The 24,564-nt window shown below is 67.3% G+C and carries 27 protein-coding genes and 1 riboswitch; of the genes, 15 read left to right on the top strand and 12 right to left on the bottom strand.

Going from position 1 to position 24,564, the window contains the following annotated elements:
* Window positions 1-25 precede the first annotated feature (25 nt).
* On the bottom strand, window positions 26-1,207 hold the full coding sequence (gene purT, locus ASD82_RS10305) for a formate-dependent phosphoribosylglycinamide formyltransferase (protein ID WP_056717738.1): 1,182 nt from the start codon (window positions 1,205-1,207) through the stop codon (window positions 26-28).
* 139 nt (window positions 1,208-1,346) lie between these two features.
* Between purT and ASD82_RS10310 the strand changes: the two genes are divergently transcribed.
* The 3 genes from ASD82_RS10310 to ASD82_RS10320 all read left to right on the top strand — a co-directional run bounded on the left by ASD82_RS10310 (window position 1,347) and on the right by ASD82_RS10320 (window position 3,321).
* A complete protein-coding gene (locus ASD82_RS10310; protein ID WP_056717739.1) occupies window positions 1,347-2,222 on the top strand; it encodes an SPFH domain-containing protein in 876 nt (291 codons plus the stop codon).
* 94 nt (window positions 2,223-2,316) lie between these two features.
* Window positions 2,317-2,508 (top strand): hypothetical protein, encoded by a 192-nt coding sequence (locus ASD82_RS10315; RefSeq protein WP_056717740.1) that lies wholly within the window; start codon window positions 2,317-2,319, stop codon window positions 2,506-2,508.
* A gap of 24 nt (window positions 2,509-2,532) precedes the next feature.
* Window positions 2,533-3,321 carry a CPBP family glutamic-type intramembrane protease gene (locus ASD82_RS10320; protein WP_056717741.1) on the top strand — a complete coding sequence of 263 codons (789 nt, stop codon included), beginning with the start codon at window positions 2,533-2,535 and terminating at the stop codon, window positions 3,319-3,321.
* Between the two features lie 5 nt (window positions 3,322-3,326).
* Here the strand turns inward: ASD82_RS10320 and ASD82_RS10325 are convergent, their stop codons facing one another.
* Window positions 3,327-3,746, bottom strand: a complete 420-nt coding sequence (locus ASD82_RS10325; RefSeq protein WP_200950283.1) for a hypothetical protein — start codon at window positions 3,744-3,746, stop codon at window positions 3,327-3,329.
* A 49-nt stretch (window positions 3,747-3,795) separates the two neighbouring features.
* Window positions 3,796-4,173 (bottom strand): DUF423 domain-containing protein, encoded by a 378-nt coding sequence (locus ASD82_RS10330; RefSeq protein ID WP_056717742.1) that lies wholly within the window; start codon window positions 4,171-4,173, stop codon window positions 3,796-3,798.
* A gap of 81 nt (window positions 4,174-4,254) precedes the next feature.
* Here ASD82_RS10330 and ASD82_RS10335 point away from each other — a divergent pair, with 81 nt between their 5' ends.
* Both ASD82_RS10335 and ASD82_RS10340 read left to right on the top strand, forming a co-directional pair.
* Window positions 4,255-4,869: an SCO family protein gene (locus tag ASD82_RS10335; RefSeq protein ID WP_056717802.1), complete on the top strand. Its 615-nt coding sequence runs from the start codon at window positions 4,255-4,257 to the stop codon at window positions 4,867-4,869.
* Complete coding sequence (locus ASD82_RS10340; protein ID WP_056717743.1) at window positions 4,866-5,375, top strand: copper chaperone PCu(A)C; 510 nt, start codon at window positions 4,866-4,868, stop codon at window positions 5,373-5,375. The genes ASD82_RS10335 and ASD82_RS10340 overlap by 4 nt, the downstream gene beginning before the upstream one ends.
* Here ASD82_RS10340 and ASD82_RS10345 read toward each other — a convergent pair.
* The 7 genes from ASD82_RS10345 to ASD82_RS10375 all read right to left on the bottom strand — a co-directional run bounded on the left by ASD82_RS10345 (window position 5,369) and on the right by ASD82_RS10375 (window position 13,711).
* Window positions 5,369-6,250 carry a cytochrome c oxidase assembly protein gene (locus ASD82_RS10345; protein WP_056717744.1) on the bottom strand — a complete coding sequence of 294 codons (882 nt, stop codon included), beginning with the start codon at window positions 6,248-6,250 and terminating at the stop codon, window positions 5,369-5,371. The two genes, ASD82_RS10340 and ASD82_RS10345, sit on opposite strands and share 7 nt — an antisense overlap.
* Before the next feature lie 112 nt (window positions 6,251-6,362).
* Window positions 6,363-8,279, bottom strand: a complete 1,917-nt coding sequence (locus tag ASD82_RS10350) for a Gldg family protein (RefSeq protein WP_056717745.1) — start codon at window positions 8,277-8,279, stop codon at window positions 6,363-6,365.
* A gap of 4 nt (window positions 8,280-8,283) precedes the next feature.
* Entirely contained in the window at window positions 8,284-9,018 is a 735-nt protein-coding gene (locus tag ASD82_RS10355; protein ID WP_056717746.1) for an ABC transporter permease subunit, read from the bottom strand.
* Window positions 9,015-9,959, bottom strand: a complete 945-nt coding sequence (locus ASD82_RS10360; protein ID WP_056717747.1) for an ABC transporter ATP-binding protein — start codon at window positions 9,957-9,959, stop codon at window positions 9,015-9,017. Before ASD82_RS10360 ends, ASD82_RS10355 begins: the two co-directional genes overlap by 4 nt.
* Window positions 9,960-10,130: 171 nt before the next feature.
* Entirely contained in the window at window positions 10,131-11,492 is a 1,362-nt protein-coding gene (locus ASD82_RS10365; protein WP_056717748.1) for a hypothetical protein, read from the bottom strand.
* A gap of 245 nt (window positions 11,493-11,737) precedes the next feature.
* Entirely contained in the window at window positions 11,738-12,379 is a 642-nt protein-coding gene (locus ASD82_RS10370; RefSeq protein WP_007806385.1) for a response regulator transcription factor, read from the bottom strand.
* Window positions 12,380-12,487: 108 nt separating this feature from the next.
* The gene (locus ASD82_RS10375) at window positions 12,488-13,711 is read right to left on the bottom strand and encodes a sensor histidine kinase (RefSeq protein WP_056717749.1); all 1,224 of its coding nucleotides are present in this window, start codon (window positions 13,709-13,711) and stop codon (window positions 12,488-12,490) included.
* A 206-nt stretch (window positions 13,712-13,917) separates the two neighbouring features.
* On the opposite strand from ASD82_RS10375, the gene ASD82_RS10380 reads away from it, so the two are divergent.
* The 5 genes from ASD82_RS10380 to ASD82_RS10400 all read left to right on the top strand — a co-directional run bounded on the left by ASD82_RS10380 (window position 13,918) and on the right by ASD82_RS10400 (window position 17,016).
* Entirely contained in the window at window positions 13,918-14,538 is a 621-nt protein-coding gene (locus ASD82_RS10380) for a GNAT family N-acetyltransferase (RefSeq protein WP_056717750.1), read from the top strand.
* Window positions 14,535-15,296 (top strand): septum site-determining protein MinC, encoded by a 762-nt coding sequence (gene minC / locus ASD82_RS10385; RefSeq protein ID WP_056717751.1) that lies wholly within the window; start codon window positions 14,535-14,537, stop codon window positions 15,294-15,296. The genes ASD82_RS10380 and minC overlap by 4 nt, the downstream gene beginning before the upstream one ends.
* 37 nt (window positions 15,297-15,333) lie before the next feature.
* A complete protein-coding gene (minD, locus tag ASD82_RS10390) occupies window positions 15,334-16,149 on the top strand; it encodes a septum site-determining protein MinD (protein ID WP_056717752.1) in 816 nt (271 codons plus the stop codon).
* A 5-nt stretch (window positions 16,150-16,154) separates the two neighbouring features.
* Entirely contained in the window at window positions 16,155-16,439 is a 285-nt protein-coding gene (gene minE / locus ASD82_RS10395; protein WP_056717753.1) for a cell division topological specificity factor MinE, read from the top strand.
* A gap of 79 nt (window positions 16,440-16,518) precedes the next feature.
* Entirely contained in the window at window positions 16,519-17,016 is a 498-nt protein-coding gene (locus ASD82_RS10400) for a hypothetical protein (RefSeq protein ID WP_056717754.1), read from the top strand.
* Window positions 17,017-17,034: 18 nt separating this feature from the next.
* Here the strand turns inward: ASD82_RS10400 and chaB are convergent, their stop codons facing one another.
* Window positions 17,035-17,262, bottom strand: coding sequence for a putative cation transport regulator ChaB (chaB, locus tag ASD82_RS10405; protein ID WP_056717755.1), 228 nt, complete (start codon window positions 17,260-17,262; stop codon window positions 17,035-17,037).
* A 3-nt stretch (window positions 17,263-17,265) separates the two neighbouring features.
* On the opposite strand from chaB, the gene ASD82_RS10410 reads away from it, so the two are divergent.
* Window positions 17,266-18,618, top strand: coding sequence for a DUF2235 domain-containing protein (locus tag ASD82_RS10410; protein WP_235580687.1), 1,353 nt, complete (start codon window positions 17,266-17,268; stop codon window positions 18,616-18,618).
* 10 nt (window positions 18,619-18,628) lie between these two features.
* Here ASD82_RS10410 and ASD82_RS10415 read toward each other — a convergent pair whose 3' ends face one another.
* A complete protein-coding gene (locus ASD82_RS10415) occupies window positions 18,629-19,894 on the bottom strand; it encodes a multidrug effflux MFS transporter (protein ID WP_056717756.1) in 1,266 nt (421 codons plus the stop codon).
* 76 nt (window positions 19,895-19,970) lie between these two features.
* A riboswitch (Fluoride riboswitch) is annotated at window positions 19,971-20,075 on the top strand.
* A 67-nt stretch (window positions 20,076-20,142) separates the two neighbouring features.
* Here ASD82_RS10415 and crcB point away from each other — a divergent pair.
* The 4 genes from crcB (at window position 20,143) to ASD82_RS10435 (ending at window position 24,499) form a co-directional block, all read left to right on the top strand.
* Complete coding sequence (crcB, locus tag ASD82_RS10420; protein WP_056717757.1) at window positions 20,143-20,529, top strand: fluoride efflux transporter CrcB; 387 nt, start codon at window positions 20,143-20,145, stop codon at window positions 20,527-20,529.
* A gap of 12 nt (window positions 20,530-20,541) precedes the next feature.
* Window positions 20,542-20,880, top strand: coding sequence for a DUF190 domain-containing protein (locus ASD82_RS10425; RefSeq protein WP_056717758.1), 339 nt, complete (start codon window positions 20,542-20,544; stop codon window positions 20,878-20,880).
* A 39-nt stretch (window positions 20,881-20,919) separates the two neighbouring features.
* Window positions 20,920-22,038 (top strand): cyclopropane fatty acyl phospholipid synthase, encoded by a 1,119-nt coding sequence (cfa, locus tag ASD82_RS10430; RefSeq protein WP_056717759.1) that lies wholly within the window; start codon window positions 20,920-20,922, stop codon window positions 22,036-22,038.
* 163 nt (window positions 22,039-22,201) lie between these two features.
* The gene (locus ASD82_RS10435; protein ID WP_056717760.1) at window positions 22,202-24,499 is read left to right on the top strand and encodes a winged helix-turn-helix domain-containing protein; all 2,298 of its coding nucleotides are present in this window, start codon (window positions 22,202-22,204) and stop codon (window positions 24,497-24,499) included.
* Window positions 24,500-24,564: the final 65 nt, after the last annotated feature.

The raw sequence follows: 24,564 nt of genomic DNA on the forward strand, positions 1-24,564 counted from the left end.
GCATCGGATCGCGGCATTCTTCCGATCACAACTCGATGCGCAGTTTTCCGGCGGCGCGCACGGCCTTGCCCACTGCTTCGTTCAGCGTGCCGGCCCGCGCCAGCGCCACCGCCATGCGCCGGCGCCCTCTCACCTCAGGCTTGCCGAAGAGCCGCAGTTGCGTGTCCGGCTCGGCCAGCGCCTCGGCCACGCCGTGGTAGCGCGGTCCCGCGCCCTCGCCTTCGACCAGCACCGCGCACGAGGCCGACGGCCCGTACTGGTGGATCACCGGGATCGGCAGTCCCAGGATCGCCCGCGCATGCAGCGCGAACTCGGAAAACTCCTGCGAGATCAGGGTGACCAGGCCGGTGTCGTGGGGTCGCGGACTGACCTCGGAGAAGATCACCGCATCGCCCTTGACGAAGAACTCCACGCCGAACACGCCCCAGCCGCCCAGCGCGCCGGTGACCGCCGCGGCCTGGCGCTGCGCCTCGGCCAGCGCGGCATCGCTCATCGGCTGCGGCTGCCACGACTCGCGGTAGTCACCGTCTTCCTGGCGGTGGCCGATCGGCGCGCAGAAGCTGACGCCATCGGTATGCCGCACGGTGAGCATGGTGATCTCGTAATCGAAATCGACGAAGCCCTCGACGATCACCCGGCCCTTGCCCGCGCGCCCGCCGGACTGGGCGTAATCCCACGCCTGCTGCAGTTCGTCGTCGCCGCGCACCACGCTCTGGCCCTTGCCGGAGGAACTCATCACCGGCTTGACCACGAACGGATAGCCGATCGCGGCGGCTGCGGCGCGGTACTGCGCCTCATCGTCGCAGAAGCGGTACGGCGAAGTCGGCAGTTGCAGCTCCTCGGCGGCGAGCTTGCGGATGCCTTCGCGGTCCATCGTCAGCCAGGCGGCACGGGCGGTCGGGATCACCCGCTGTCCTTCCTTCTCCAGCTCGATCAGGGTCGGCGTGTGGATCGCCTCGATCTCCGGCACCACCAGATCGGGCTTTTCCAGCTCGATCACCGCACGCAGCGCCTTGCCATCCAGCATGTCGATCACGTGGCTGCGATGAGCCACCTGCATGGCCGGCGCATTGGCGTAGCGATCCACCGCGATCACCTCGACCGCGTAACGCTGCAGTTCGATCGCCACTTCCTTCCCCAGCTCGCCGGAGCCCAGCAGCAGAACGCGCAGCGCGTGGTCGGAATGGGGCGTGCCGAAAGGCTTCATCGGGTTCTCCGGTGCGGACAAACCGGCATTGTAAGCGGCCGCCCGGGTCGTCGACCGCCGTCCCTGCCGGGATCACGAAGGGTCACTTGCGCTTGATATCATTTTGATATCTAATCATCTCACCTCAGGGAGACTCCTCATGAACGAACACAATGGCTTTTCCGTCGCCGGCATCCCTTTCGTAGGGTTGTGCCTGGTACTGGCCGGGATCGGCGTGGCACTGGTGGTATCCGCCATCCACGGTCATCCGGATGCCCCTCCGCTGTTCCAGGTGTTCACCGGCGTGATCCTGCTGGCGATCGACAGCTTCATGCTCAAGGGCTTCTTCCAGGTTGCCCCGAATGAAGGCCAGGTCCTGCAGTTGTTCGGCAAGTACGCCGGCACCGTGCGCCACGAGGGCCTGCGCTGGACCAATCCGTTCTACAGCCGCCAGCGCATCTCGCTGCGCGTGCGCAACTTCGAGAGCGGCAAGCTGAAGGTCAACGACAACGACGGCAACCCGATCGAGATCGGCGCCGTGGTGGTATGGCAGGTGCTGGACACGGCCGAGGCGGTGTTCTGCGTCGACGACTACGAAAACTACGTGCACATCCAGAGCGAATCCGCGCTGCGGCAGATGGCGCAGAGCTACCCCTACGACGCCCACGAGGACGGCAAGCCCTCGCTGCGCAGCCACGGCGACGAGATCAACACGCACCTGCGCGACGAGATCCAGACCCGCCTGGGCAAGGCCGGCGTGCAGGTGGTGGAAGCGCGCATCAGCCACCTTGCCTACGCCCAGGAAATCGCCCAGGCGATGCTGCAGCGGCAACAGGCCGGTGCGATCATCGCCGCCCGCACGAAAATCGTCGAAGGCGCGGTGAGCATGGTCGAGATGGCGCTGGACCAGCTCAGCCAGCGCGGCGTGGTGAACCTGGACGAAGAGCGCAAGGCGGCGATGGTCAGCAACCTGCTGGTGGTGCTGTGCGGCGAGCGCGGCACCCAGCCGGTGCTGAACACCGGCACGCTGTACTGAGGGGATGGTCATGGGCAGCCTCATCGCCATCCTGCTGATCGTGTTCATTGCGAGCCACGCCGCAAGGCGTGGACGCCTGCGGCGCTGAGCCGGCATGGCCGCCGAAAAAAAAGCCTATCCGCTGCGCATCAACGCCGTCGTGCTGGACGCGATGCAGCGCTGGTCCGATGACGAACTGCGCAGCCTCAACGCACAGATCGAATACGTGCTGCGCGAGGCGCTGCGCAAGGCTGGCCGCCTGAAAGGCAACCCCGGCACGGCCGCGGTCGACCACGACCCGGACTGACCTCCACTGCAAGAGCATCACTCCATGCCAACCATCGCGCCCGCCGCCCTGCCCGTCAAGGGGCCCCATCTGAAGCTCGCCATGCTGCTCGGCGTGGCCGGTTTGCTGTCCACCCTGGCGCTGTGGCCGTATCTGCTGGTGCTGATGCCGCAGAAACTGGCTGCACTGCCCTTGCCCCTGCCGGTCGTGGTGGCGGCGCAGACGATCCAGGCTGGCGTGATGTGCTGGCTGCTCGCCTGGCTCGGCTTGTACCTGGGCGCGCCGCACGGACTGGATGCACCGTGGCTGCGCAGTCGGGTCTATCGGCGTCCGCTCGAACCGGGGCGGCCCGCGCGCTGGGGCCTGGCCATGTCGCTCGGCGCGGGCGCTGCCGTGCTGGTGCTCGGCCTGTCGTTGCTTGGGCCCACGCTTCCGGCCGAACATGCCACCAGCGCCGCAGGCTGGGCCTGGCGTGGCGCGCTGGCGTCGTTCTATGGCGGCATCGTGGAGGAAGTCGGCTGCCGGCTGCTGCTGGTCAGCCTGTTCGTCTGGCTGCTGGCGCGAAGCCACCGCAACGTGGCGCTGCCGTGGATGTTCGTGATGGCCATCGTGCTGGCCGCGCTGCTGTTCGGCGCCGGCCATCTGCCGGCAGTCTTCGCGATCACGGCGACACCGGCATCGTTGCTGATCGGCAAGATCGTCCTGCTCAACGCCGTGGTCGGAACGGTGACCGGCGTGCTGTTCTGGAAGTACGGCCTGGAGCACGCGATGCTGGCGCACTTCTGCGCCGACCTGGTGCTGCATGTGATCGCACCACTGGCCGGCGGCGCCTGATTCGCTCAGCGCGGATCGAAGGCCACCTGCTGCAGCTGGGGCAGCTTCAACAGGCGCAGCTTTGAACCCTGCCGATCCATCACGAGCAGCAACGAGCCCAGCTGCGCGATCGAATGAACGTCCGGCAGCCCGTCGTCTGCACCCAGTCGCTCCAGTGGACGGCCGTCGTTGGCGTCGTAGACCACCAGTTCGCGGGTCTCCGGGTCCACCACCAGCAGCCAGTCGTGGGCCGCATCCCGCCAGTGCACCAGCTGGCCGACCGGGTCGGTCTCATCTGCCCCGGCAGAAGCCGGCAACCACGACCACGACAGCCCCAGCGACAACGCCGCAAGCAGGATCAGGCCGGGCCCGCGCAGCTTGTGCAGAAAGAGGCCGGGCGACCATGTCGCACGTGAGCGCTGCCAGGGGACGGTCTGCGTATTCATGCAAACACGATCGCAGCCGGGCATGACGGCGGCATGACACTCGCAAGAACTATTCGTTGCGCGTACGCAGCGTCCAGCCAAGCGCAAGCCAGCCGACCACCAAGGCCAGCCCGCCGAACGGCGTGATGATGCCCACCCAGCGCGGCGCACCCAGCGCCAGCGCATACAGGCTGCCGCTGAACAACACGATGCCGGCGCCGAACGCGAGCAGCGCCACCCGGCCGCTGCGGCCACGCCCCAGCGCAGCCGTCATGACCAGCGCCAGCGCATGCCACACGTGGTAGTTCACCGCCGTATGCCACAACTCCGTGCCACGCCCGTCGAGCACGCCGCGCAGCGCATGTGCGCCGAACGCGCCCAGCAGCACCGCGCTGGCTCCGGCAATGCCGACCAGCACGGCAACACGGGTACTGACAGGTTGTCGCATGGTGCTCGTATCCCTGGCCGGCGAACCCGGCAACGCGGCCGGTGTCGTATGCTTGAACGGATGAAGACCAAGGATTCTCGCATGAAGCCCCGCCACTGGCTGCGCCCCGCGCTGCTGCTGTTGCTGCTCGCTGTCGGCCTGTTGCTGGGCGGCTGTCAGCACGACCAGCCGCCGTTCCGGCTGACCAACATCAGCGGCCACATGCCCGATCTCGACTTCAAGCTCACCGACGACAACGGCAAGGCGGTCACCGGCGCCGACTATCGCGGCAAGGTGGTGCTGCTGTACTTCGGCTACACCCATTGCCCCGACGTCTGCCCGCTGACCCTGGCCCAGTTGCACGTGGTGATGCAACGGCTGGGACCATTGGCCGACGACGCGCGCATCCTGTTCGTCAGCGTCGATCCGGCACGCGACACGCCAGCGATCATGCACGCCTACGTCAACGCGTTCGATCCGCGCGCGGTGGGCCTGGTCGGCAGCGCTCGCGCCGTCGAAACGTTGAGCAAGCGCTACCGCTCGGCCTTCACCCGCGAACCGGGCGATGCCGACGGCAATTACGAGGTCAGCCACAGTTCGGCGATCTACGTGTTCGACCGCGAGGGCCATGCCCGCGTGCTGGCCACCCCTTCCGCCTCGCACGACGACCTCGTCCACGACCTGCACCTGCTGCTGAACACCGGAGCCCACGAATGAAACTTCCCCGACTGTCGCTGCTGTGCGCCGGCCTGCTGCTGGCCGGCGTCGCCCACGCGGCCGATGCCGACCACATCCATGCCAGCCATGCGTGGATTCGCGTGCTGCCCGGCGCCCTGCCCGCCGGCGCCTATGTCACGCTGGAAAACGACAGCGGCGCGCCGATCGCGTTGCGCGGCGCCAGCAGCACGATCTACGCCGAGGCGATGCTGCACCAGAGTTCGACCGCCGGCGGCGTCAGTCGCATGAGCATGGTCGACTCGCTCGACGTGCCCGCGCACGGCAAGGCCGCGCTGGCGCCGGCGGGCTACCACCTCATGCTGATGCAACCGAGCCAGCCGGTGAAACCGGGCGACGCCGTGACGCTGACCCTGAAGTTCGCCGACGGCAGCACCCTGGCCACCGACTTCATCGCACGACCGGCCAATGCGCTGGACGCCGGCGACGCTCATGCCGACCCCGCCATGCCCGGCATGGACCACGGCGCGATATCACACGATCACTGAGCGTCCGTAACCGTTGCCTTGCCGGCCAATGCCCGGGCCGTCCTGCGCGGCGGCTTGCGCGGCAACCGACCGTTGCGTGACAGGCGCAGCCACAGGCGCAGCGCCATCAGCCCGCCGATCGACTCCACCAGGGCCGACGGCACCCAGATGATCACGCCGCCGATCAGCTGGCCGGTGAGCACGTTGAAGGTGAACGCGCGTCCGCAGATCTCGAAGATCGGATAGAGGTCGGTCTTCGAGAACGTGACGATCGCTCCGGCGACGATCTGCGGCGTCATGGTGATCGCCGGCGACAGCACGCGCAGCCCGGCGGTCATCCGTCCCGGCGGATGCGGCCGGTGATCGAGCACCAGCGACCAGTAGGCGAAACCGCTGACCAGCATGCTCCAGTTCATGAAGCGGTAGATGCGCCAGTCCAGCATCGCCAGCGTCTGCAAATCGGGAACCAGCCAGATCAGGATGAAGGCGATGAACAGCAGAGTGGCGACGGTCGGATTCCACAGCACGCCGAATACCAGCCGCCACGGCCACGAGCGCTGCAACGGACGCAGCACGCGTACCCGCCAGGCCAGCGGCAGGCCGGCGCGCAATACGGCGGCCGGATACGCCGCGACGATCAGCAGCGGTGCGATGTGATGCAGCAGCAACTGCTGGATGCGGTGCATGAAGAACTCATGCTCGGCGTAGTAGTCCAGATACGTGTGCAGCGACAAATAGATGATCGCCATGCCCGACCAGAACGCCAGCTTGCTGGCGAATCGCACCGGCCGTCGGCGGCAACCGCGCAGGTACAGCACACTGGCCACCACGAAGCACGTGAGCAAGACCCACGAAAACTCCCACGGCACGATCCATTTCAACAGGCTTGCAGTCACTGCACCGGTACTTCTGTCTGCACCGGCGGCGGCCGGCGACCGCCCAGCTTAACGCCGCACCGCCATCGCGTCAGCTTTCAAGGGTCCGCGTGCTTGCGGCAGATTGCCGCCGTCACCGGCGGCGGCGGCCGTAGCGCCCCCTGCGCCAGCCGTACAACAGGCCGAACAGCACCACCAGGGCGGGGATCGCCACGATATTGGTGACCTTCACCCGCAGCCCCAGCGCATCGATCTCCGCATTGAGCTGGTGCTGCACGTCGCGCAGTTCCTTGTTGATCGCCAGCTGGCGCTGGCGGAACTGCTCGATCTCGCGCCGCTGCTCGGCCGTGGCGGTGCTGCCGTGGCCGCCCTTGACGGGTTGCAGCTCGTCCAGCCGCCGCCGGGTGTCGGCAAGCTCCTGCTCCAGCTCCTGCTCCTTCTGCAGGAATTTCTGGTCGGCCACGTTGCGCAATGCCTGCACCCGGGTGAAGGGGCGCTGCGAAGTGGAGCGGCCGCGGATCGACAGCAGCGCCGACGAGCCGCTGAGGTTGTCCACCAGATTGGTCACCAGGTCGCCGTTGTTGGCGAAGATCCGCATCATGGTCTGGCCAAGAATGGTCTGCGGCTCGACCCACAGGCGATCGCTGAGCAGGTCGGTGTCGGCAACCAGGATCACCTCGGCATTCGCGGCCGAGCGCGCACGATGGCCGGCCACGCCGGCGCGCTCCGGGAACGCGCTGTCGAAGGTGCCGTGCAAGCGCGCCGCGAGCAGGTAGTGGGCGCCGTCGGGATGGTAGTTCTGCAGCAGCGTAGTGGGATCGTTGCTCGCGTCCAGCACGCGCTGGGTGGACACCACCTCGGCCTCGGCACTGCTCTGCAACAACGGGATCAGCCGAGTGTGCGCATTCGCGGCAAGGTCGAAGAAGCCTGCGGTGGAGACGTTGATGCGCTGCAGGCTGGCGGTCACCGCATCGTTGCGGTTCAGTTCCTGCGCGCCCAGGTCCAGCATCGCCGGATGGTTGAGACTGCTGCCGGCCAGCTCGATCTGCAACGCGCGGGTACGATCGAGCACCACCTTGTGCGGGTCGTAGACCACGCCCCACGCCTTGAACAGCCGCGGCAGGTCCGACGCACGATCGGGAAAGGTGATGCTCTCCGGCCCGTAGGGCGAGGTGTCCAGCTCGGCGTCCGGATCGACGAATACCACCAGGTGCCCGCCGCCCAGCACGTACTGGTCGATCGCATATTGCGCATCGGGAGTCAGGCGCCTGGGCTGGATCAGCAACAGCACGCGGATCTTGTCGTCCACTTTTTGCAGCGTGGCCGGATCGATCGTCTTGAGGTCGAACAGCTGGCCCAGTTGCTGCAGGACCGTCCACGGCTGCTCGCTGAGCACCGGGTTGCCCTCGACCGGCAGCGAGCTGATCACGCCGACCTGCGGCTTGCTGGTCTGGTTCAGTTCGTACACCAGCTTGGCGATGTCGTACTCGAGGAACGCCTCGCGCGAGGGATCGAAGAACGCGATCGACAGCGTCTTCTCCGGGACGCGGTCATCGTTGCTGTCGCCATCGACGCTGCCGGACATGGCGCTGCCGGCGAGGCCGAAGAACACCCGCTCACCGTTGCTGCCGCCATTGGCTGCGGTGAGGCCGCTGCCTTCGGCGCTGGCCTCGTCATCGGAATACGGCACCGGGTCGATGGTCTGCAGGCGGATGCGCCCGTGCGAACGCGCCACCATCTCCTGCAACATCTCGCGCACGCGCTGCTCGTAACTGCGCAGTTGCGGCAGGTCGCGGGTGGCGTGCTCGGAGAAGTACAAGGTCAGCCGCAGCGGCCGCTGCAATGTATCGACGATGTGCAGCGTGCCCGGCGTCAGCGTGTACAGCTGGTCGGTGGTGAGGTCGACCCGCGACGCGTGCAGCCAGCGACTGCTGGCCACGATCAGTGGCACGAACACCAGCACCAGCAGCACCAGCGCCAGGTAGAGCAGACCCCGTCGGGTCAGTCGCAACGGGGTGGAGAACAGGCGACGGATGCGCGACATGGACATGGCTTCAGCGCGTCCGCTTCAGGTCGAGCAGCAGCACGCCGGCGATCAGCCAGCCCAGCGTGCTCAGCAGGAAATACAACAGGTCGCGGACGTCCAGCACGCCCCGCGCGATCGCCTCGAAGTGGCGCAGCATCGACAGGTGCGCCACCGCGTTGATCAGCTTGCGCGGCAAGGTACCGGAGAAGAAATCGAGCACCTGCGGCTGGCCGATCAGGATCAGCAACACGCAGACCAGCGCGGTGAGGATGAAGGCCACCACCTGGCTGCGGGTCAGTGCGGACAGGCAGGCACCGATCGCCACGAAGCTGCCGGCCATCAGCCAGCTGCCCAGGTATCCCGCCAGGATGATGCCGTTGTCCGGCGAACCCAGGTAGTTGACGGTGATCCAGATCGGGAAGGTCAGCGCCAGCGCCAGGCCGATGAACAGCCAGGCTGCCAGGAATTTGCCCAGCATCGCCTGCCACAGCGTCAGCGGCAGGGTCAGCAGCAACTCCAGCGTGCCGCCCTTGGCCTCCTCCGCCCACATGCGCATGGTGATCGCCGGCACCAGGATCAGGTACAGCCAGGGATGCATCGCGAAGAACGGCTGCAGGTCGGCCTGGCCACGCTCGTAATAATCGCCCGCATAGAACGTGAGGATGCCGGTCAGGACCAGGAAGATCACCAGGAAGACGTAGGCCACCGGGGTCACGAAATAACTGCGCAACTCGCGCCGCAGCACCGCGTTGACCGGGCTCATGCGCGAACCTCGGCGGCGCGATCGTCACTGGTGGTGATCTGGCGGAACACCTCGTCGAGCCGGCCACGCTCGAGCTGGATTTCCGAAACCTCCAGGCCCTGCTCGCGCAGCAGCGTTTCCACCGCTTCCAGGATGCGTTCGCCGGGCTTCGGGAACACCGTGATGCGCCCGTCCAGCGGGTCCACCTCGATCGACGCCACCTGCGGCAGGCGCCCCAGCATCTCCTGCGACATGCCGCTGCCCGGCGCGCTGAACGACACCGCGCCGTGATAGCGCGAGCGCGCTTCCAGTTCGGCCGGCGTGGCATCCGCCAGCAGCTTGCCACGGGCGATGATCACCACCCGGTTGCACAGCGCGTGGACCTCTTCCAGCAGGTGGGTGGAGATCAGGATGGTGCGGTCGCGCGCCATCACGTCGATCAGCTGGCGCACCGCGTGCTTCTGGTTTGGATCGAGGCCATCGGTGGGTTCATCCAGCATCAGTACCGGCGGATCGTGCAGGATCGCCTGGGCCAGCCCGACGCGTCGGCGCAAGCCCTTCGACAGCGTGTCGATGCATACCTCCAGCACTTCCTCCAGCTGCAGTTGCTGCACCACCGCGTCGAAACGACGATAGCCCGTCTCCGCCTTGAGCCCGCGCATGCGCACGATGAAATGGAGGAACTCGCGCACGGTCATTTCGCCGTAACTGGGCGCGCCTTCCGGCAGGTAGCCCAGTGCCCGCTTCGCCTTCAACGGCTCGCGGCTGACGTCGTGGCCGCATACCCGTGCCGTGCCCGAGGTGGGCACCAGAAACCCGGCGATCATGCGCATCGCGGTGGACTTGCCGGCACCGTTCGGGCCAAGCAGGCCCAGCACCTGGCCCGGTTCGACACGGATGCTCAGCGCGTCCACGGCGGTGAGGTGGCCATAGCATCGGGTGAGCTGGTCGGTTTCGATCATGTCCGGTGACGGGCTGTGGAGTTCGGCGCGACCAGCTGGCGGAAGAGCTGGCCGGGCGCTGTCGCGGCGCGTCCCGCAATGTACCGCAAGAAGCGCGGGGGGATCCGAAAGAAAAAGGCCCTTCCGGTGGAAGGGCCTTTTTGTACTTCGGCAAGACCGTTCGCGGAGGGTTTACTCGCCCGCGCTGGCGGCCTCTGCCGGAGCCGCGGCCGTGCCGGCCGGGGCGGGAGCGGAACTGGCCGCTGCCGGTGCCTCTTCCAGGCTGGGCGGCTGCAGACCGGCTTCCTGCTCCGGAGTCTTTTCCGGGGCGTCGGTGATCGGCAGGTACACGTTGTACTTGGCATAGGACGTGATGTTGCCACCGGCGTCCTTCACTTCCGGCGTGGCAATCACGTCGTAGGGGCGGTTGACCACTTCGTCGTACTTGTAGCCATGGGTCTGCGCGTAAGCCTTGAGCATGTCGCGGGTCTGCGGCACACCGGCAAACGTGCCGTTCCACACGCCCTTGAGCGCCGCGCCACCGAACGCCAGCGAGGCGCGAACGTTGCCATCCAACACTAGGCGACCGAAGCGGTCGCGACTGCCGACGGCCACGCTGCTGTCGGCTGCGCCAGCGGCGCTGCTCGCCTCGGCGGGAGCCGCATTGTCGATCGACGGCGGGGTGGCGGCGGTGAGCTGCTCGCTCTGGCCATTCACGGTCAGCGTGCTGCTGTCGATCGGGAACGCCACGTCGAAGCTGTAGGTCTGGTCACCGTAGTTGGTGGTGATCAGGATGCGCGAGCCGGTGATGTTCACGCCGAGCTTCTTGGCGGCCGCCTGGATTTCCGTGGTCGCCTTGGCCACCGCGTCGTCCAGACCTTCCAGGCCGTCCTTGCGCTGGATCGAGCTCGACACCAGCAGCACCGGAGTGGGCTGGGTCTGTTCGATGTAGGGGATCAGCTGGCTGTAGTCGATGTTCGGCACGCCGGCCAGCACGTTCTGCAGGTTGTTCAGGCTGAACTGGATGAAGGAGTCCGGATCGCCGTGGATGTAGAGATTGGCAAAGCGGTTGATCAGGTTCCAGCCGTAGGACACGTCATACGACCAGGTCACCTGGGTCAGCTGGCCGCGGTTGCCCTGGCGCTCCAGATCCAGCGTGAAGTGCTTGTCCAGGCCGCGCCAGTCGTTGTCCAGGTTCCAGATGATGCTGGCGCTCTTGGTGTTGCCGTCGATCTGGTCGAACTCGGGCGTGGCGCTGGCGATGGTCAGGCCACCATTGCCCAGCTTGGCATCCGTCGTGGTCCAGCTGATCTCGGCGCCCGGGCCGTAGGCCTTGCCGGAGAACGCGAACTGCACCTTGGGGTCGAGCGAGCGCAGCACCGAGTAGTCCGGCAGCCGGCGGTAGTTGTCGAGCACGTCATAGACCTGACGCATGTCCTTGCCGATGACCAGCTGGCGTTCCACATGACCGCTGCCGGGCATGACCACAGCCGCCAGGACACCGAGCACCGCAACGATGACCAGGGCAACAAGAAATTCAAAGACACGCATCATTCCAGAGTTCTCCGAAGCGTCTTTACGCCATACCTAGATAGTGTTGCCCCGGCCTTCCGCGCGAACCCGCCCTTCGGTGGGGTCCGAGGGCCATGGCAGGGGGTCGGCAAACGCCGAAGCTACGGATGTTACTTGCTCACGGGCTGGAACGCTATCCGCCCGGACGGCCTCCGCGCAGGGTCGAAAAACGCCCGGCCAAAGCCCGTTGAAACGGCGCATCCGGGCGCCCTGCACCCGGGCGGGCATCAGACGATGCCCATTTCCAGCGCCTTCAGCACGGCCCGCGTGCGGTCGCGCACGCCCAGCTTGGAAAGGATGTTGGAAACGTGGTTCTTCACCGTGCCCTCGGCCACCTTCAGCGAGTTGGCGATCTCCTTGTTGCTGTAGCCGCCGGACAGCAGCCGCAGGATCTCGGTCTCGCGCTCGGTCAGCGGGTCGGGCTGCTCGAGGCTGGTGAAGTTGTTCTGCATACGCGACACCCCGGCCATCAGCCGCTGGGTCACCATCGGCGCCACCAGCGAGCCGCCGGCGGCCACCGTGCGCACGGCCTCGACCAGTTGCTCCAGCGAGACGTCCTTCAACAGGTAACCGCGGGCGCCGGCCTTGAGGCCCTGCAGCACCAGCTGGTCGTCATCGAAGGTGGTCAGGATGATCGTGGGCGGCAGCTCGTTGCGGGCGGACAGCGCCTGCAGCACCTCCAACCCGCTCATGTTCGGCATGCGCAGGTCCAGCAGCACCACGTCGGGCTTGATCCGCGGAATATCCTGCACGGCCTGGGCGCCGTCGGCGCACTCGGCCACCACACGGATGTCCTCGGCCAGGTCCAGCAGCGAGCGGACGCCCTGGCGAACCAGATTCTGGTCGTCGACGAGACAAACGGAAATCATCGCGGATCCTCGGGAAAACTGTGGCTTGACGATGGGATGCTGGCAGCTGGCGCAGGGCCCCGCTGCCAACACCGACGCACTTTCGCACCCCGGCGCAGACGGCAGAGATTACGACACATTGAGCGCTGGTGGCTCAAGCCGGGTCGGCGCATGCGCCAGCGCGGCATGTTCCCCCAGCGGCAGCCGCACGGTCAGCGCAAATCCCTGGCTCGGCGCGCTGTCCAGGCTCAGGCTGCCGCCGAACTCGGCCAGCCGCTCGCGCATGCCGGACAGGCCGTTGCCCGGCTCGACGTTCTCGGCGCCGCGGCCGTCGTCGCGCGCATGCAGGCCGATCAGGTTTTCCCCGGCATAGGCGAAATTCAGCCACAGGTTGCGGGCGCCGGCGTGGCGCGCGGCATTGGTGATGATCTCCTGGGCGCAGCGCAGCAGCACCTGGGCACGGCGCGGGTCCTCCACGCTGAAACGTGGCGGCATCACCACGTGCACGTCGAGACCGGGCACGCCCTCGGCCAGTCCCCGCAAGGCCTGGGTCAGGTCGATCGCGTCGTCCTGGCGCAGTTCGCTGACCACCTCGCGCACGTCGGCCAGCAGCACCTTGGCGGTGCTCTGCGCCTTGCGCACGTGGGCGCCGGCCGCTTCGTTGGTGAGATGGCTGGCCACCTCGAGGTTCAGGCTCAACGCGGTCAGGTGGTGGCCGATCAGGTCATGCAGGTCACGCGCGATGCGCATGCGTTCGGCGATGCGGCTGGATTCGGCCAGCAGGGCGCGGGTGGCGCGCAGCTCGGAATTCAGCCGCCGTTGCACGTCGCGCTGCTCGGCCTGCTGGCTGGCGACCGTCGAGGTCACGAACACCAGCACCGAGATGCCCAGGTAGATGCTGGCCTGGAGAAACCCCAAGGCGACGCTGTGATCGTATTCGGGGAAGGTGGCGAAGATCGCCACCAGGCTCAGGTGCTGCAGCACCAGCCAGAACACCGCCAGCGAGAACGGCAGCAGCCACGGCAGCACCAGCGAGGCGACCACCATCAGCATCGCCGACAGGCCGCTGTGGCTGTACCAGCCCACCGCCACGGCGGCGGCTGTCATCAGCGTCAGCCCGAGCAGTTTCAGCACCGGGTAGCGGCGCGAACCGAGGTTGCTGGTCAGCAGCCAGTACATCAAGCCGAAGATCAGGTAACACAGCGTCCACAGCAGCAGCGAAAAATTCGGCCGCTGCAGTTGGGTCAGCCGTTCGGTGGCCCAGTTCGTGACCAGCGGCGTCCCCACCGACAGATAGGTGAAGAAGCCCGCATAGCGAAGCAGGCGGATATGGTTGAAGAAGGGCCAGCGCATCCCCGCATCATTGGCTGCGCGGGGAATTCGCGCAATGCGCGAGAAGTCATGCCCGGCCAGGTCACGGCTGTCGCCGCACAACGGCTTTACAAAGCTTTTACATGTGCCCTTGCGAGATGTAAGGGCCTGCCGCGCATGTCATAATGCGGCATTGCGCGAGGCAGCGGTCGCCTCTCGTCCCCGAATCCACCCTTGCGGAGCAACGAATGGCCCTTGCCATCCGCGACGTGCGCGAGCACGACCTGGATGCCGTACTGGCGCTCAACAACGCTGCCGGTCGCTCCATCCTCGCACTGGATCCTGCCCAGCTGCGCTATTTCCACGAGCACGCCGAATATTTCCGCGTGGCCGAAATCGACGGCCAGCTGGCCGGCTTCCTGATCGCGCTGCGCGAAGGCGGCGATTACGACAGCCCGAACTATCGCTGGTTCGCCGAGCACTATCCGCAGTTCCTGTACATCGACCGCATCGTGATCGCCAACGCCTACCGCCGCCACGGGCTGGGCCGCATCTTCTATTGCGACGTGCACAGCTACGCCGAGGTGCGCGTGCCGCTGCTCACCTGCGAAGTGTTCCTGGAGCCGCGCGACGACGTGGTCGTGCTGTTCCACGGCACCTACGGTTTCCAGGAAGTCGGCCAGCAGCGCATGGGCGAGCACGGCCCGCAGGTCAGCCTGCTGGCCCGCGACCTGCCCAGCTACGCTTATGTGCGCGACACCTGGCTCGAGAAAGGTGGCCTGCCCGACGTGCCGTGGCTGGCCGAACGCGAACGCCCGGACACCGCCCGGCCGCATCCGCTCCGCCTGGCCGGGGAGCGGCACGCATGAACGCAAGCATGGATGCCACCGACGCCTGTGACCTGCGCTTCGGCCAGGTCGGCCTTGCCTGCGTGCGGGTACGTCGGGTCGACGCCGCCGCCCTGTGCGACGAACTGGAACGCCGCGTGCGCGCCGCGCCGCAGATGTTCGCCCGCGCCGCCGTGGTGCTGGACCTCAGCCACCTGCTCGACCTGCCCGACGACGGCACCGTCGACGCACTGCTCGAAGCGGTGCGCAGCGCCGGCATGTTGCCGGTGGGGTTGGCCTACGGCACCAGCGAGACCGAGGCGCTGGCCAAACGGATGGGGCTGCCGCTGATCGCCAAGTTCCGTGCGGCCTACGAACCGGCCGCGGGCACGCCGGCCGCCACCACGCCTCCCAGCGAGCCCGCCCCGGCGGCGGCGCGCGAACCGATTCTTTCGGCACCGGCCTCCGGCAACGTGGGCGCCCAGCATCACGCCGGCTCGATCCGTTCCGGCCAGCAGATCTACGCCCGCGACCGCGACCTGATCGTCACCGGCGCGGTGGCCAACGGCGCCGAGGTGATCGCCGACGGCAACATCCACATCTACGGCGGCCTGCGCGGCCGCGCCATGGCCGGTGCGCAGGGCGACGAGAAGGCACGCATCTACGTTTCCGACTTCCGCGCCGAACTGGTGGCGATCGCCGGCCAGTACCGCGTGTTCGAACAGATTCCCGGCGACCTCGAGGGCCAGTCCGTGCAATGCTGGCTCGACGGCGAAAAACTGATGATCGCCAGGCTGTGATCACCCACAACAAAAACAAACCTGCGGAGATGGGCCCTTGACTGCTGAGATTATCGTTGTCACCTCCGGCAAAGGCGGCGTCGGCAAGACGACGACCAGCGCCTCCCTCGCCACCGGCCTGGCCATGGCCGGCAAGAAAGTCGCCGTGATCGACTTCGACGTCGGCCTGCGCAACCTCGACCTGATCATGGGCTGCGAGCGGCGCGTGGTGTACGACTTCGTCAACGTCGTGCACGGCGAAGCCACGCTGAAGCAGTCGCTGATCAAGGACAAGCGCTACGACAACCTGTACGTGCTGGCCGCCAGCCAGACCCGCGACAAGGACGCGCTGACCATGGAAGGCGTCGAGAAGGTGCTCGACGGCCTGTCCGAGGACGGCTTCGACTACGTGGTCTGCGACTCGCCCGCCGGCATCGAGAAAGGCGCCCACCTGGCGATGTACTTCGCCGACCATGCGGTGGTGGTGGTCAACCCGGAAGTCTCCTCGGTGCGCGACTCGGATCGCATCCTGGGCCTGCTGGCCAGCAAGACCCGGCGCGCCGAGAAGGGTGAGCCACCGATCATCCAGCACCTGTTGCTGACCCGCTACAACCCGGCCCGCGTCGCCATCGGCGAAATGCTCAGCGTGAAGGACGTCGAGGAAATCCTCGGCATCCAGGTGGTGGGCGTGATCCCCGAGTCGGAGAACGTGCTGACCGCCTCCAACAACGGCATCCCGGTCATCGTCGACGCCAACTCGCTGGCCGGCCAGGCATACAGCGACACCGTGGCCCGCATCCTCGGCGAAGAGCGCCCGCTGCGCTTCATCGACGTGCCCAAGAAGGGCTTTCTCCAGCGCGTGTTCGGAGGTTGATCACGATGGGCATTCTCGATTTCCTCAAGCGAAAGCCCGAGGCCACCGCCAGCGTGGCGCGCGAGCGCCTGCGCATCATCGTGGCGCAGGAGCGCTCCACCCGTGGTGCGCCGGACTACCTGCCGATGATGCGCAACGAGTTGCTCGAAGTGATCAAGAAGTACGTCCACGTCGATCTCGATGCGATCAACATCAACTTCGAGCGCGACAGCGGCCACGAGATCCTCGAACTCTCGGTGACCCTGCCCGACGGCAAGCTGCCGGCCGGCAGCGAAGCCCAGAGCGGCTGAGCACCCACGCCAAGTCCATGCCGGGCCGCCACGCGCGGCCCGGCGCTCTTCATTCCGGATCGTCCGCGCGTCGCGCCCCATGCACCCCGACACCCATTCCACCGCCAGCGATCCGGCCGACAGCGTGCTCTGCGTCGGCCAGATCGGTTTCGCCGATCCCGCCGCGCTGCTCGCGCAGTTCGGATTGACACTCGAACGGGTGGCCCACGACACGCCGATTCCCGGCAGTTTCTGGGGTGAGCGCGAGGCCGGCATCATCGGCACCACGGTCTACGCGCGCGATGACACGCCGGTGCATTCGCTGTTGCACGAGGCAGGCCACCTGATCGTGCTGCCCGAGGAAAAACGCGCAACGGTGCATACCGACGCGACCGACTCGGTCGAGGAAGAGGACGCCACCTGCTACCTGCAGATCGTACTGGCCGACCGGCTCCCCGGTGTCGGCCGCGAACGCCTGATGACCGACATGGACGCCTGGGGCTACTCGTTCCGGCTGGGCTCGACCCGCGCCTGGTTCGAAGGCGATGCCACGGAGGCGCGCGAGTTCCTCAGGGCGCGTGGCCTGCCCCACGCCTGATGCGCCACGGTCGGCAGGCTACTTCGCATGCCAGTCGCCGTCGCTGCCCTTGTCGTACTTCTTCTTCACCGCCGACCACGCCACCTTGTGCGCCACCTCCTCGCGTGATTCGTCGCCGCGGCGCTCGTCGCTGTCGGCGTATTCGTCCCAGGCGCTGTTGAACGCTTCCTTGTAGATCTCCTGGGCGTGCTTCGGCACGTGGTCGCGCACGGACTCGGGCAACTCGCTGACGGTCTTGTAGGGCATGACATGCTCCAGCTGGGAACCGCGGCCAGCCTGGACCCGGCCAGGTCCAGCGCGCGTCAAATGGATGTCCATATCGCGCTAAGCGCCAGCAGCAGCCGCGCACGCGCGGCACCATCCCCCGGCAACCTGCCCGCGGCACTGGCCACCCACAGCCATTGCCCTAGAATCGGCCCAGGCATTCCCTTGCGCAGCGCGCCGGAGGACATCATGGCCACGCGCCAGCTGGTGCTGCTGTTCGACGGCACCTGGAACAAGCCCGAATCCAACACCAACGTGGAACGCCTGCGCCAGCTGATCGCACCGCTCGACGCCCACGGCCATCCGCAACTGGTCAACTACATTCCCGGCGTGGGCGTGACGCGCGGCATCAGCCACCTGCTCGGCGGCGCGTTCGGCTACGGCCTGTCCGGCAACGTGCTGGATGGCTACCGCTGGCTGTGCGAGCAATGGCAGCCGGGAGACCGCATCTTCCTGTTCGGCTTCAGTCGCGGCGCCTACACCGCGCGCAGCCTCGCCGGACTGATCCGCAAATGCGGCCTGCTCCGCTGCGGCAACGACGACAAGGTGGCGAAGTCCGACGTGTCCGCCGCCTATGACCTCTATCGCGACGCCTCCGGCAAACCCGACGGCGACGTCGCGGCCACCTATCGCGCCGAGCATTCGATCGAGGTGGACATCCACTTCATCGGCGTGTGGGACACGGTCGGCTCGCTGGGCATTCCCGACACCGCCTCATGGTTTCCGTATGCCCGGGCGCGCTACCGGTTCCACGACACCGAGCTGAGCCGTATCGTGAAATACGCCTACCAGGCCCTGGCGCTGGACGAGCATCGGTCCGACTTCGCGCCCGCGGTGTGGACGCGCAATCCGTACACCGTGAAGCCGGGCGAATCGCTTACCTCCAAGAAGAACGAGCAGATCGAGATCGAGCAGCGCTGGTTCATCGGCTCGCATTCGGACGTCGGCGGCGGCAACGACTGCGACGGCGCCGGCCGCAAGCCCGATCCGCTGCCCGACCTGCCGCTGGCCTGGCTGCAGCGCAAGGCCATCGACGCCGGTCTGGCGTGCGACAGGCTGCTGCTGCCCGCCGCCGACGCGTACACCGGCGTGCCGCGCAATTCGTACCGGGAATTCATGAGCGGCCTGTACAAGGAGTTCAAGCCGCCGATCGATCGCCTGCTCGGCACCGGCGTCAACGAGAAGGTCGACGAGTCGGTGTGGCAGCGATGGCTTGCCGACAGCAGCTATCGCTCGCCGTCGCTGGTTCGCGCGCTGGCCAGCGCCACGGTGCTGATGTCGGTCGAGGCGGTGGTGCCGATCGGGCATGCGCCTGCCGCAAGCCTGCCCGCTGCCTGAGCCTCTTCGTTCAGCGCGGTTCGGCGATCTCCGCTTCCATCACCGCCGCCGCATCGGCACCGCTGACCGGCAACACGGCCTCGCGGGTCACGCCGTGGTACCAGCCCCAGGCCAGCACGCCCAGCACGGTCAGCAGCGACGCACCCAGCGCCAGCTGCAGCATGCTGGCCGACAGCAGCGGCGACACCACGCCGGCCACGAAGCCGCACAACAGCAGGCTGGCAAACGCCTGCACCGAGGAGATGCCGCCGCGATGGTGCGGAAAGCGATCCAGCAACAGCAGGGTCAACGTGGGGAACGCCAGCTGCACGCCGATGCCGTGCAGGATCAGCGGCAGCATCGACCACGGCAGGCGCGGCTGCGGAAACAGCAGCGCCAGCAGCAGATGCGCCACGCAGGCCAGCAGCATCGACGCGTAGCCCAGGCTCACCGTGCGCTTGGCGCTGCAGCGTTCGGCCATCCGCCCGGACAGCCACGCGCCGCTGATCAAGCCGATCACCACCGGCACGAACAGCCATGGAAAACCCTGCGCCGAAAGATGCAGCAGCTCGCGCACGATGCGCGGCGCGGAGGAAATGTAGAGGAACAGCCCGGCGAAATTGACCGAACTGGAAACCAGCAGCGGCCAGAACGAGCGCTCCCGCGCGAACGCCAGGTAGCCGGCCAGCAACGGGCGCGGCGCGAAGCGCGAACGCCGCTCCGGCGGATGCGTTTCGTCCAGCAGGGTCAGCAGGGCCACCGCCAGCAGCAGGGTGAAACCGGCCAGCAGCCAGAAAATGCCGTGCCAGCCGCCCAGCGGCAGCAACAGGGCGCCGATCATCGGCGCGATCACCGGCGCCACGCCGAAGATCATCATCACCTGCGACATCAGCCGCTGCGCCGCCGGCCCTTCCAGGCTGTCGCGGATCACCGCCCGGCCCACCACCAGGCCGGCGCCCGCGCACATGCCCTGCAGGCTGCGACAGGCCAGCAGCATCGCAAACGAAGTGGACGAAGCCGCGCCCACCGATGCCAGCGCATAGACCAGCATGCCGGTGACGATCACCGGCTTGCGCCCGATCGCATCGGAGATCGCGCCGTGGAACAGGCTCATCACCGCGTAGGTGAGCAGGTACGCACTGACCAGCTGCTGCAGCGCCGTGTCGTCGACCTGGAAGCGCGCACCGATCAGCGGGAACGCCGGGAACACCGCGTCGATCGAAAACGGCCCGATCATCGACAGCCCGGCCAGCAGCCATGGCAGGCTGCGTCGCACGGTGCGCTGGGCTGGAGTCATGACGGCATGCTGGTCGCGGCGGGTCGCGCATTATAGGGCCACCCTTGACGTCGGGGCGGCCGGATCGACTAGGATGTTCGCCATGGGAGATGGCATGCCTCCCGTTCCGGAATGCTCGCTCCCCCCGGGACAAACCGCTTCTCGCGCTCCTTGTGTTGAAGTTGATGATGCCTGCTCCCCCGGTTTCCGGCGGTGCAGGCGTGCCTGCCACCGCGGAACCGGACACATTCCCGTCAGGAGGCGCGCTCGTGGGCTTTACCGGATTCGTGGCAATCGGCATCGGCGGCGCCATCGGCTGCTGGCTGCGCTGGGGACTGGGCATCCTGCTCAACCCGATGTTCCCCACCCTGCCGCTGGGCACCCTGGCGGCGAACCTCGCCGGCGGACTGCTGATGGGCTGCGTGATGGGCCTGTTCGATCACTTCCAGGCGCTGCCGCCCGCACTGCGGCTGTTCGTGTTCACCGGCTTCCTCGGTGGCCTCACCACCTTTTCCACCTTCTCCGCCGAATCCGCCACCCTGCTGTTGCGCCAGCAATACCTGTGGTTCAGCGGCCATGTCGCGGTGCACGTGATCGGCTCGCTGGCGATGACCGTGCTCGGCATCGCGCTCACCCGCAGCCTGCTGCGCCACTGACCGGGCATCCGCATGAACCCGCAAAACCTGCAACGAGGCGTGCACCTGACCTTCTACTGCCACTCCCGCGCCAGACACGATGGCGTGCTGCTGTCCGAATGGCTGCTGGAGCAGGCGAGGCAGCGCGGCATCGGCGGCGGTTCGGTGTTCCGCGCCATCGCCGGCTTCGGCCGGCATGGCGTGCTGCACGAGGAGCAGTTCTTCGAACTGGCCGACGACCTGCCGGTGAAGATCGAGTTCCTGCTGCGCGACGATCAGGCCGCGACGCTGCTGCAACTGGTGCGCGACGCAGGCGTCGACGCCACGTATGCGCGCTGGCCCGCAGACTTCGAAATGCTCGGCAAGCACTGATCACCGGAACCATTCGAACCATCCGCCGCGAGGCACTCCATGAGTCAGGACGATCTGAAAGACCGCGCCAGCCAGTTGCTCGAACAGGCCGGCATCCACATCGACGGCAACGCGCCGATCGACCTGCGCGTGCACGACGACCGCCTGTATCCGCGGGTGTTCGCGCATGGCTCGCTGGGTCTGGGCGAAGCCTACATGGACGGCTGGTGGGACGCGGACGACCTGCCCGGCCTGTGCACGCGCCTGCTCACCGCGGGGCTCGACCAGGAACTGAAGACGCTGGACACCCTGCTCGCCCACCTCAAGGCGCGCTTCATCAACCTGCAGCGCGGCGAGCGCGCGTTCGAGATCGGCAAGGCCCACTACGACCTCGGCAACGACCTGTTCCAGGCCATGCTGGGCAAGCGACTGGTGTACTCCTGCGGCTACTGGGCCAGGGCCGACAACCTCGACGACGCGCAGGCGGCCAAGCTCGACCTGGTCTGCCGCAAGCTGCAGCTGAAGACCGGCCAGCGCGTGCTGGACATCGGCTGCGGCTGGGGCGAGGCGCTGAAATATGCCGCTGAGCGTTACGGCATCGAAGGCGTCGGCATCACCGTCTCGCAACAGCAGGCCGACTACGCCCGCGAGCTGTGCGCCGGCCTGCCGATCGAAATCCGCCTGCAGGACTATCACGACATCAACGAGCAGTTCGACGCGGTGTTCTCCATCGGCATGTTCGAGCACGTCGGCGGCAAGAACTACCGCGCCTATTTCGAGACCGTGCGCCGCTGCCTCAAGGACGACGGACTGTCGCTGCTGCACTGCATCGGCAGCAACCGCGCGCCGGCGCAGACCGACCCGTGGATCGAGAAATACATCTTCCCCAACTCGATGATCCCCGCCGCCAGCCAGGTCACCACCGCGCTGGAGGACCTGTTCGTGATCGAGGACTGGCACAACTTCGGCGCCGACTACGACCGCACCCTGACCGCATGGCGCGCCAACATCGAAGCGGCGTGGCCGAGCCTGCCGGCCAGCTACGACGAACGCTTCCGCCGCATGTGGCGCTACTACCTCGCGGTCTCCTCCGCGGTGTTCCGCAGCCGCCGCGACCAGCTGTGGCAAATCACCCTGAGCCCGAACGGCGTGCCCGGCGGCTATCGCGTGCCGCGCTGATCGATAGCCGGCAGCCTCCGGGTAAAAAACCGCCCAATCGAGCCATCACCAGCGCAATATGCTAAACATCGGGGCTCATGGCGGGGATCCCTGACCGGCTTCACGCCATCAGGAGGCGAGCGGAGGGGGCATGCAGGATAATGCTGGCGTTTATCGATGCGGGATGCACACCATCGCGCCGGCCACGCGACGGCTGCATCGCAACGGCTGCAAGGTCGACATCGAAGCCAAGGTGTTCGACCTGATCCTGCTGCTGCTCGAAAACCGCGAGCGCGCGCTGGGCAAGCAGGAAGTCATCACCGCGTTGTGGGGCCACCGGCCGATCACCGACGCCGCGCTCAGCCAGTTGCTGCACAAGGCGCGCCGCGCGCTCGACGATGATGGCGAACGCCAGGCGGTGATCCGCACCGTGTATGGCCGCGGTCTGCAATGGGTGGCTCCGGTCGAGCTGGTCGCGGAAGAGACGCCCGCCGCGGAGGACGACATCGCGGACGAAGCGCCCGCGCTCGCACCATCATCGCCGCGGCGATATCGCCAGTGGCTAGGGTTCGCCGCGCTGGCCGTGCTGGGTGCGCTGTCGTTGTGGCTCATCCCGCGCGGCATGGCGCCGCCAGTGCCACCGCCACCACGCGTGGCCCTACTGCCGATCGACAACGACACCGGCGACGCCGCGCTGGACTGGACCGCGCGGGGCCTGCCCGGCCTGATGGCCAACCTGCTCGGCGCCGCGCCGGGGATCGACGTCGTCGACCCGCTGCAGGTCGGCCGGATCGTCGACTATGTTCCGCCGAAGGGCCGGTCGGAAACCGAGCACCTGCGTTTCGTCACCGGCGCCAGCATCCTGGTCAGCGGCGACCTGCACCGGCTTGCCGATCATCTCTACGAACTCTCCCTGCACATCGACACCGGCGCCGGCCAGACCGGAACCACCCTCACCTTGCGCGGCAGCGATCCCGGAACGCTGGGTGTCAACGCGGTGCCGCGCATGCGCCGTGCGCTGAAGCTCGACGGCAGCACGCCAGCGACACCGGCCGCCACGCCGCGCGATGCCTACCTGGCGCAGACCTACGCCCGCGGCATCGACCTTGCGATGCATGGCGACTGGGCGAACGCGAAACCCTATTTCCTGCTGGTGGCGAAAGGCGACCCCGACTTTCCGTCCGCGCGCCTGCGCCTGGGCCAGGCGCAGATCAACACGAATCAACTGAACGAGGGTGGCGCGACCTTGCGCGCGCTGCTGGCGCAGGCACGCGCCGGCAAGGATGCCTCGATGATCGCGCAGGCACTGCTGCAACTGGGCAACCTCGCATTCAACCAGCACCATCACGCCGAGGCCCTGGCTGATCTGCAGGAAGCCGCATCATTCGCCGCACAAGCCGGCACGCCCGATCTGCAAGCCGCGATCGCCCTGAAAACCGTCAACACCGCGGGCCGGCTTGAACGCACGCCGCTGGCGCAGAGCGAGCTGCAGCACGCGCGCAAGCTGGTCGCGCAGCATGGCCTGCATCGGCTGGAGGCTGACCTGCACAACAGCGAAGCGTTCCTCGCCGGCGCCCGCGGCGACCTCGCCGGCAGGGAGCGGGCTGACCGCGCCGCGCTCGCCGCCAGCGAAGCGATCGGCAACGAGCGCAACGCGCTGGGCGATACCTACAACGTCGCGCTCGACCTGATGCAGCAGGATCGCGCAATCGAAGCCCTGCCGCTGTTCACCTCGCTCTACCAGCGTGCGCAACAGCAAGGCGACAGCTTGCTGGCCTTCGCCAGCGGCGACCAGCAAGCCCGCATCCTGCTCGACGCCGGCCTTGTTGAACGCGTAGCGCCCATCGCCCAACAGCTGCGCGACCTGGGCAGCAGCCAGAAAAACGCCGTCTGGCAGTCGCTGGCGCTGATGCTGAGCGCCGGCCAGACGTGGTACGACGGCAATGCCGCCGCCGCCCTCGACTATTGCCGCCAGGCCGCGGCGCTGGTCGATGGCAAGCAGGACCCCGCGTTGCTGCTCGCCATCTGGGAAAGCCAGGCCGCCGCCGCGCTGCAGGCGGACCCCAAATCGGTCGCCGCGCTGTCGACACAGGCCGATGCGCTGGCGGCCACGCAGAAGAATCCGGCCACGTTCGGCTACACCCGGCAACTCATCCACGCCCTCGCCGCGGCCGCAGCCAACCGGCCCGGGGATGCCGTGAACGCATTGAAGACAGCAGCAGTCACGCCCACCGCGGATGACCCGCAGCACAACGACCTGCGCTTCGTGGGCCTGGTCGTCGCCGGGCATCTGCATTCCGCCGCCGCGGCGGACGTCGCCCTGGCCGGCTTCGATCCCGCCCGCGACAACCACGCGGACTTGCTGCGCCTGTATCGCGATTGGGCAACGGGCCGCGACGCCATCGGCCATGCCCGTGCCGCCGCGCGTCTCGAACAACTGCGCAGCACCACACTCGCCGCCCTGGCCAACCCCGCCCGCTGAACACCCGCGCGACCTTTCCCCGCCCAAGCCACTGATTGTCCGGGCAGTAAGATTTCGTAAGCGGT

It is taken from the genome of Rhodanobacter sp. Root179, assembly GCF_001428465.1.
Classification (GTDB): domain Bacteria; phylum Pseudomonadota; class Gammaproteobacteria; order Xanthomonadales; family Rhodanobacteraceae; genus Rhodanobacter.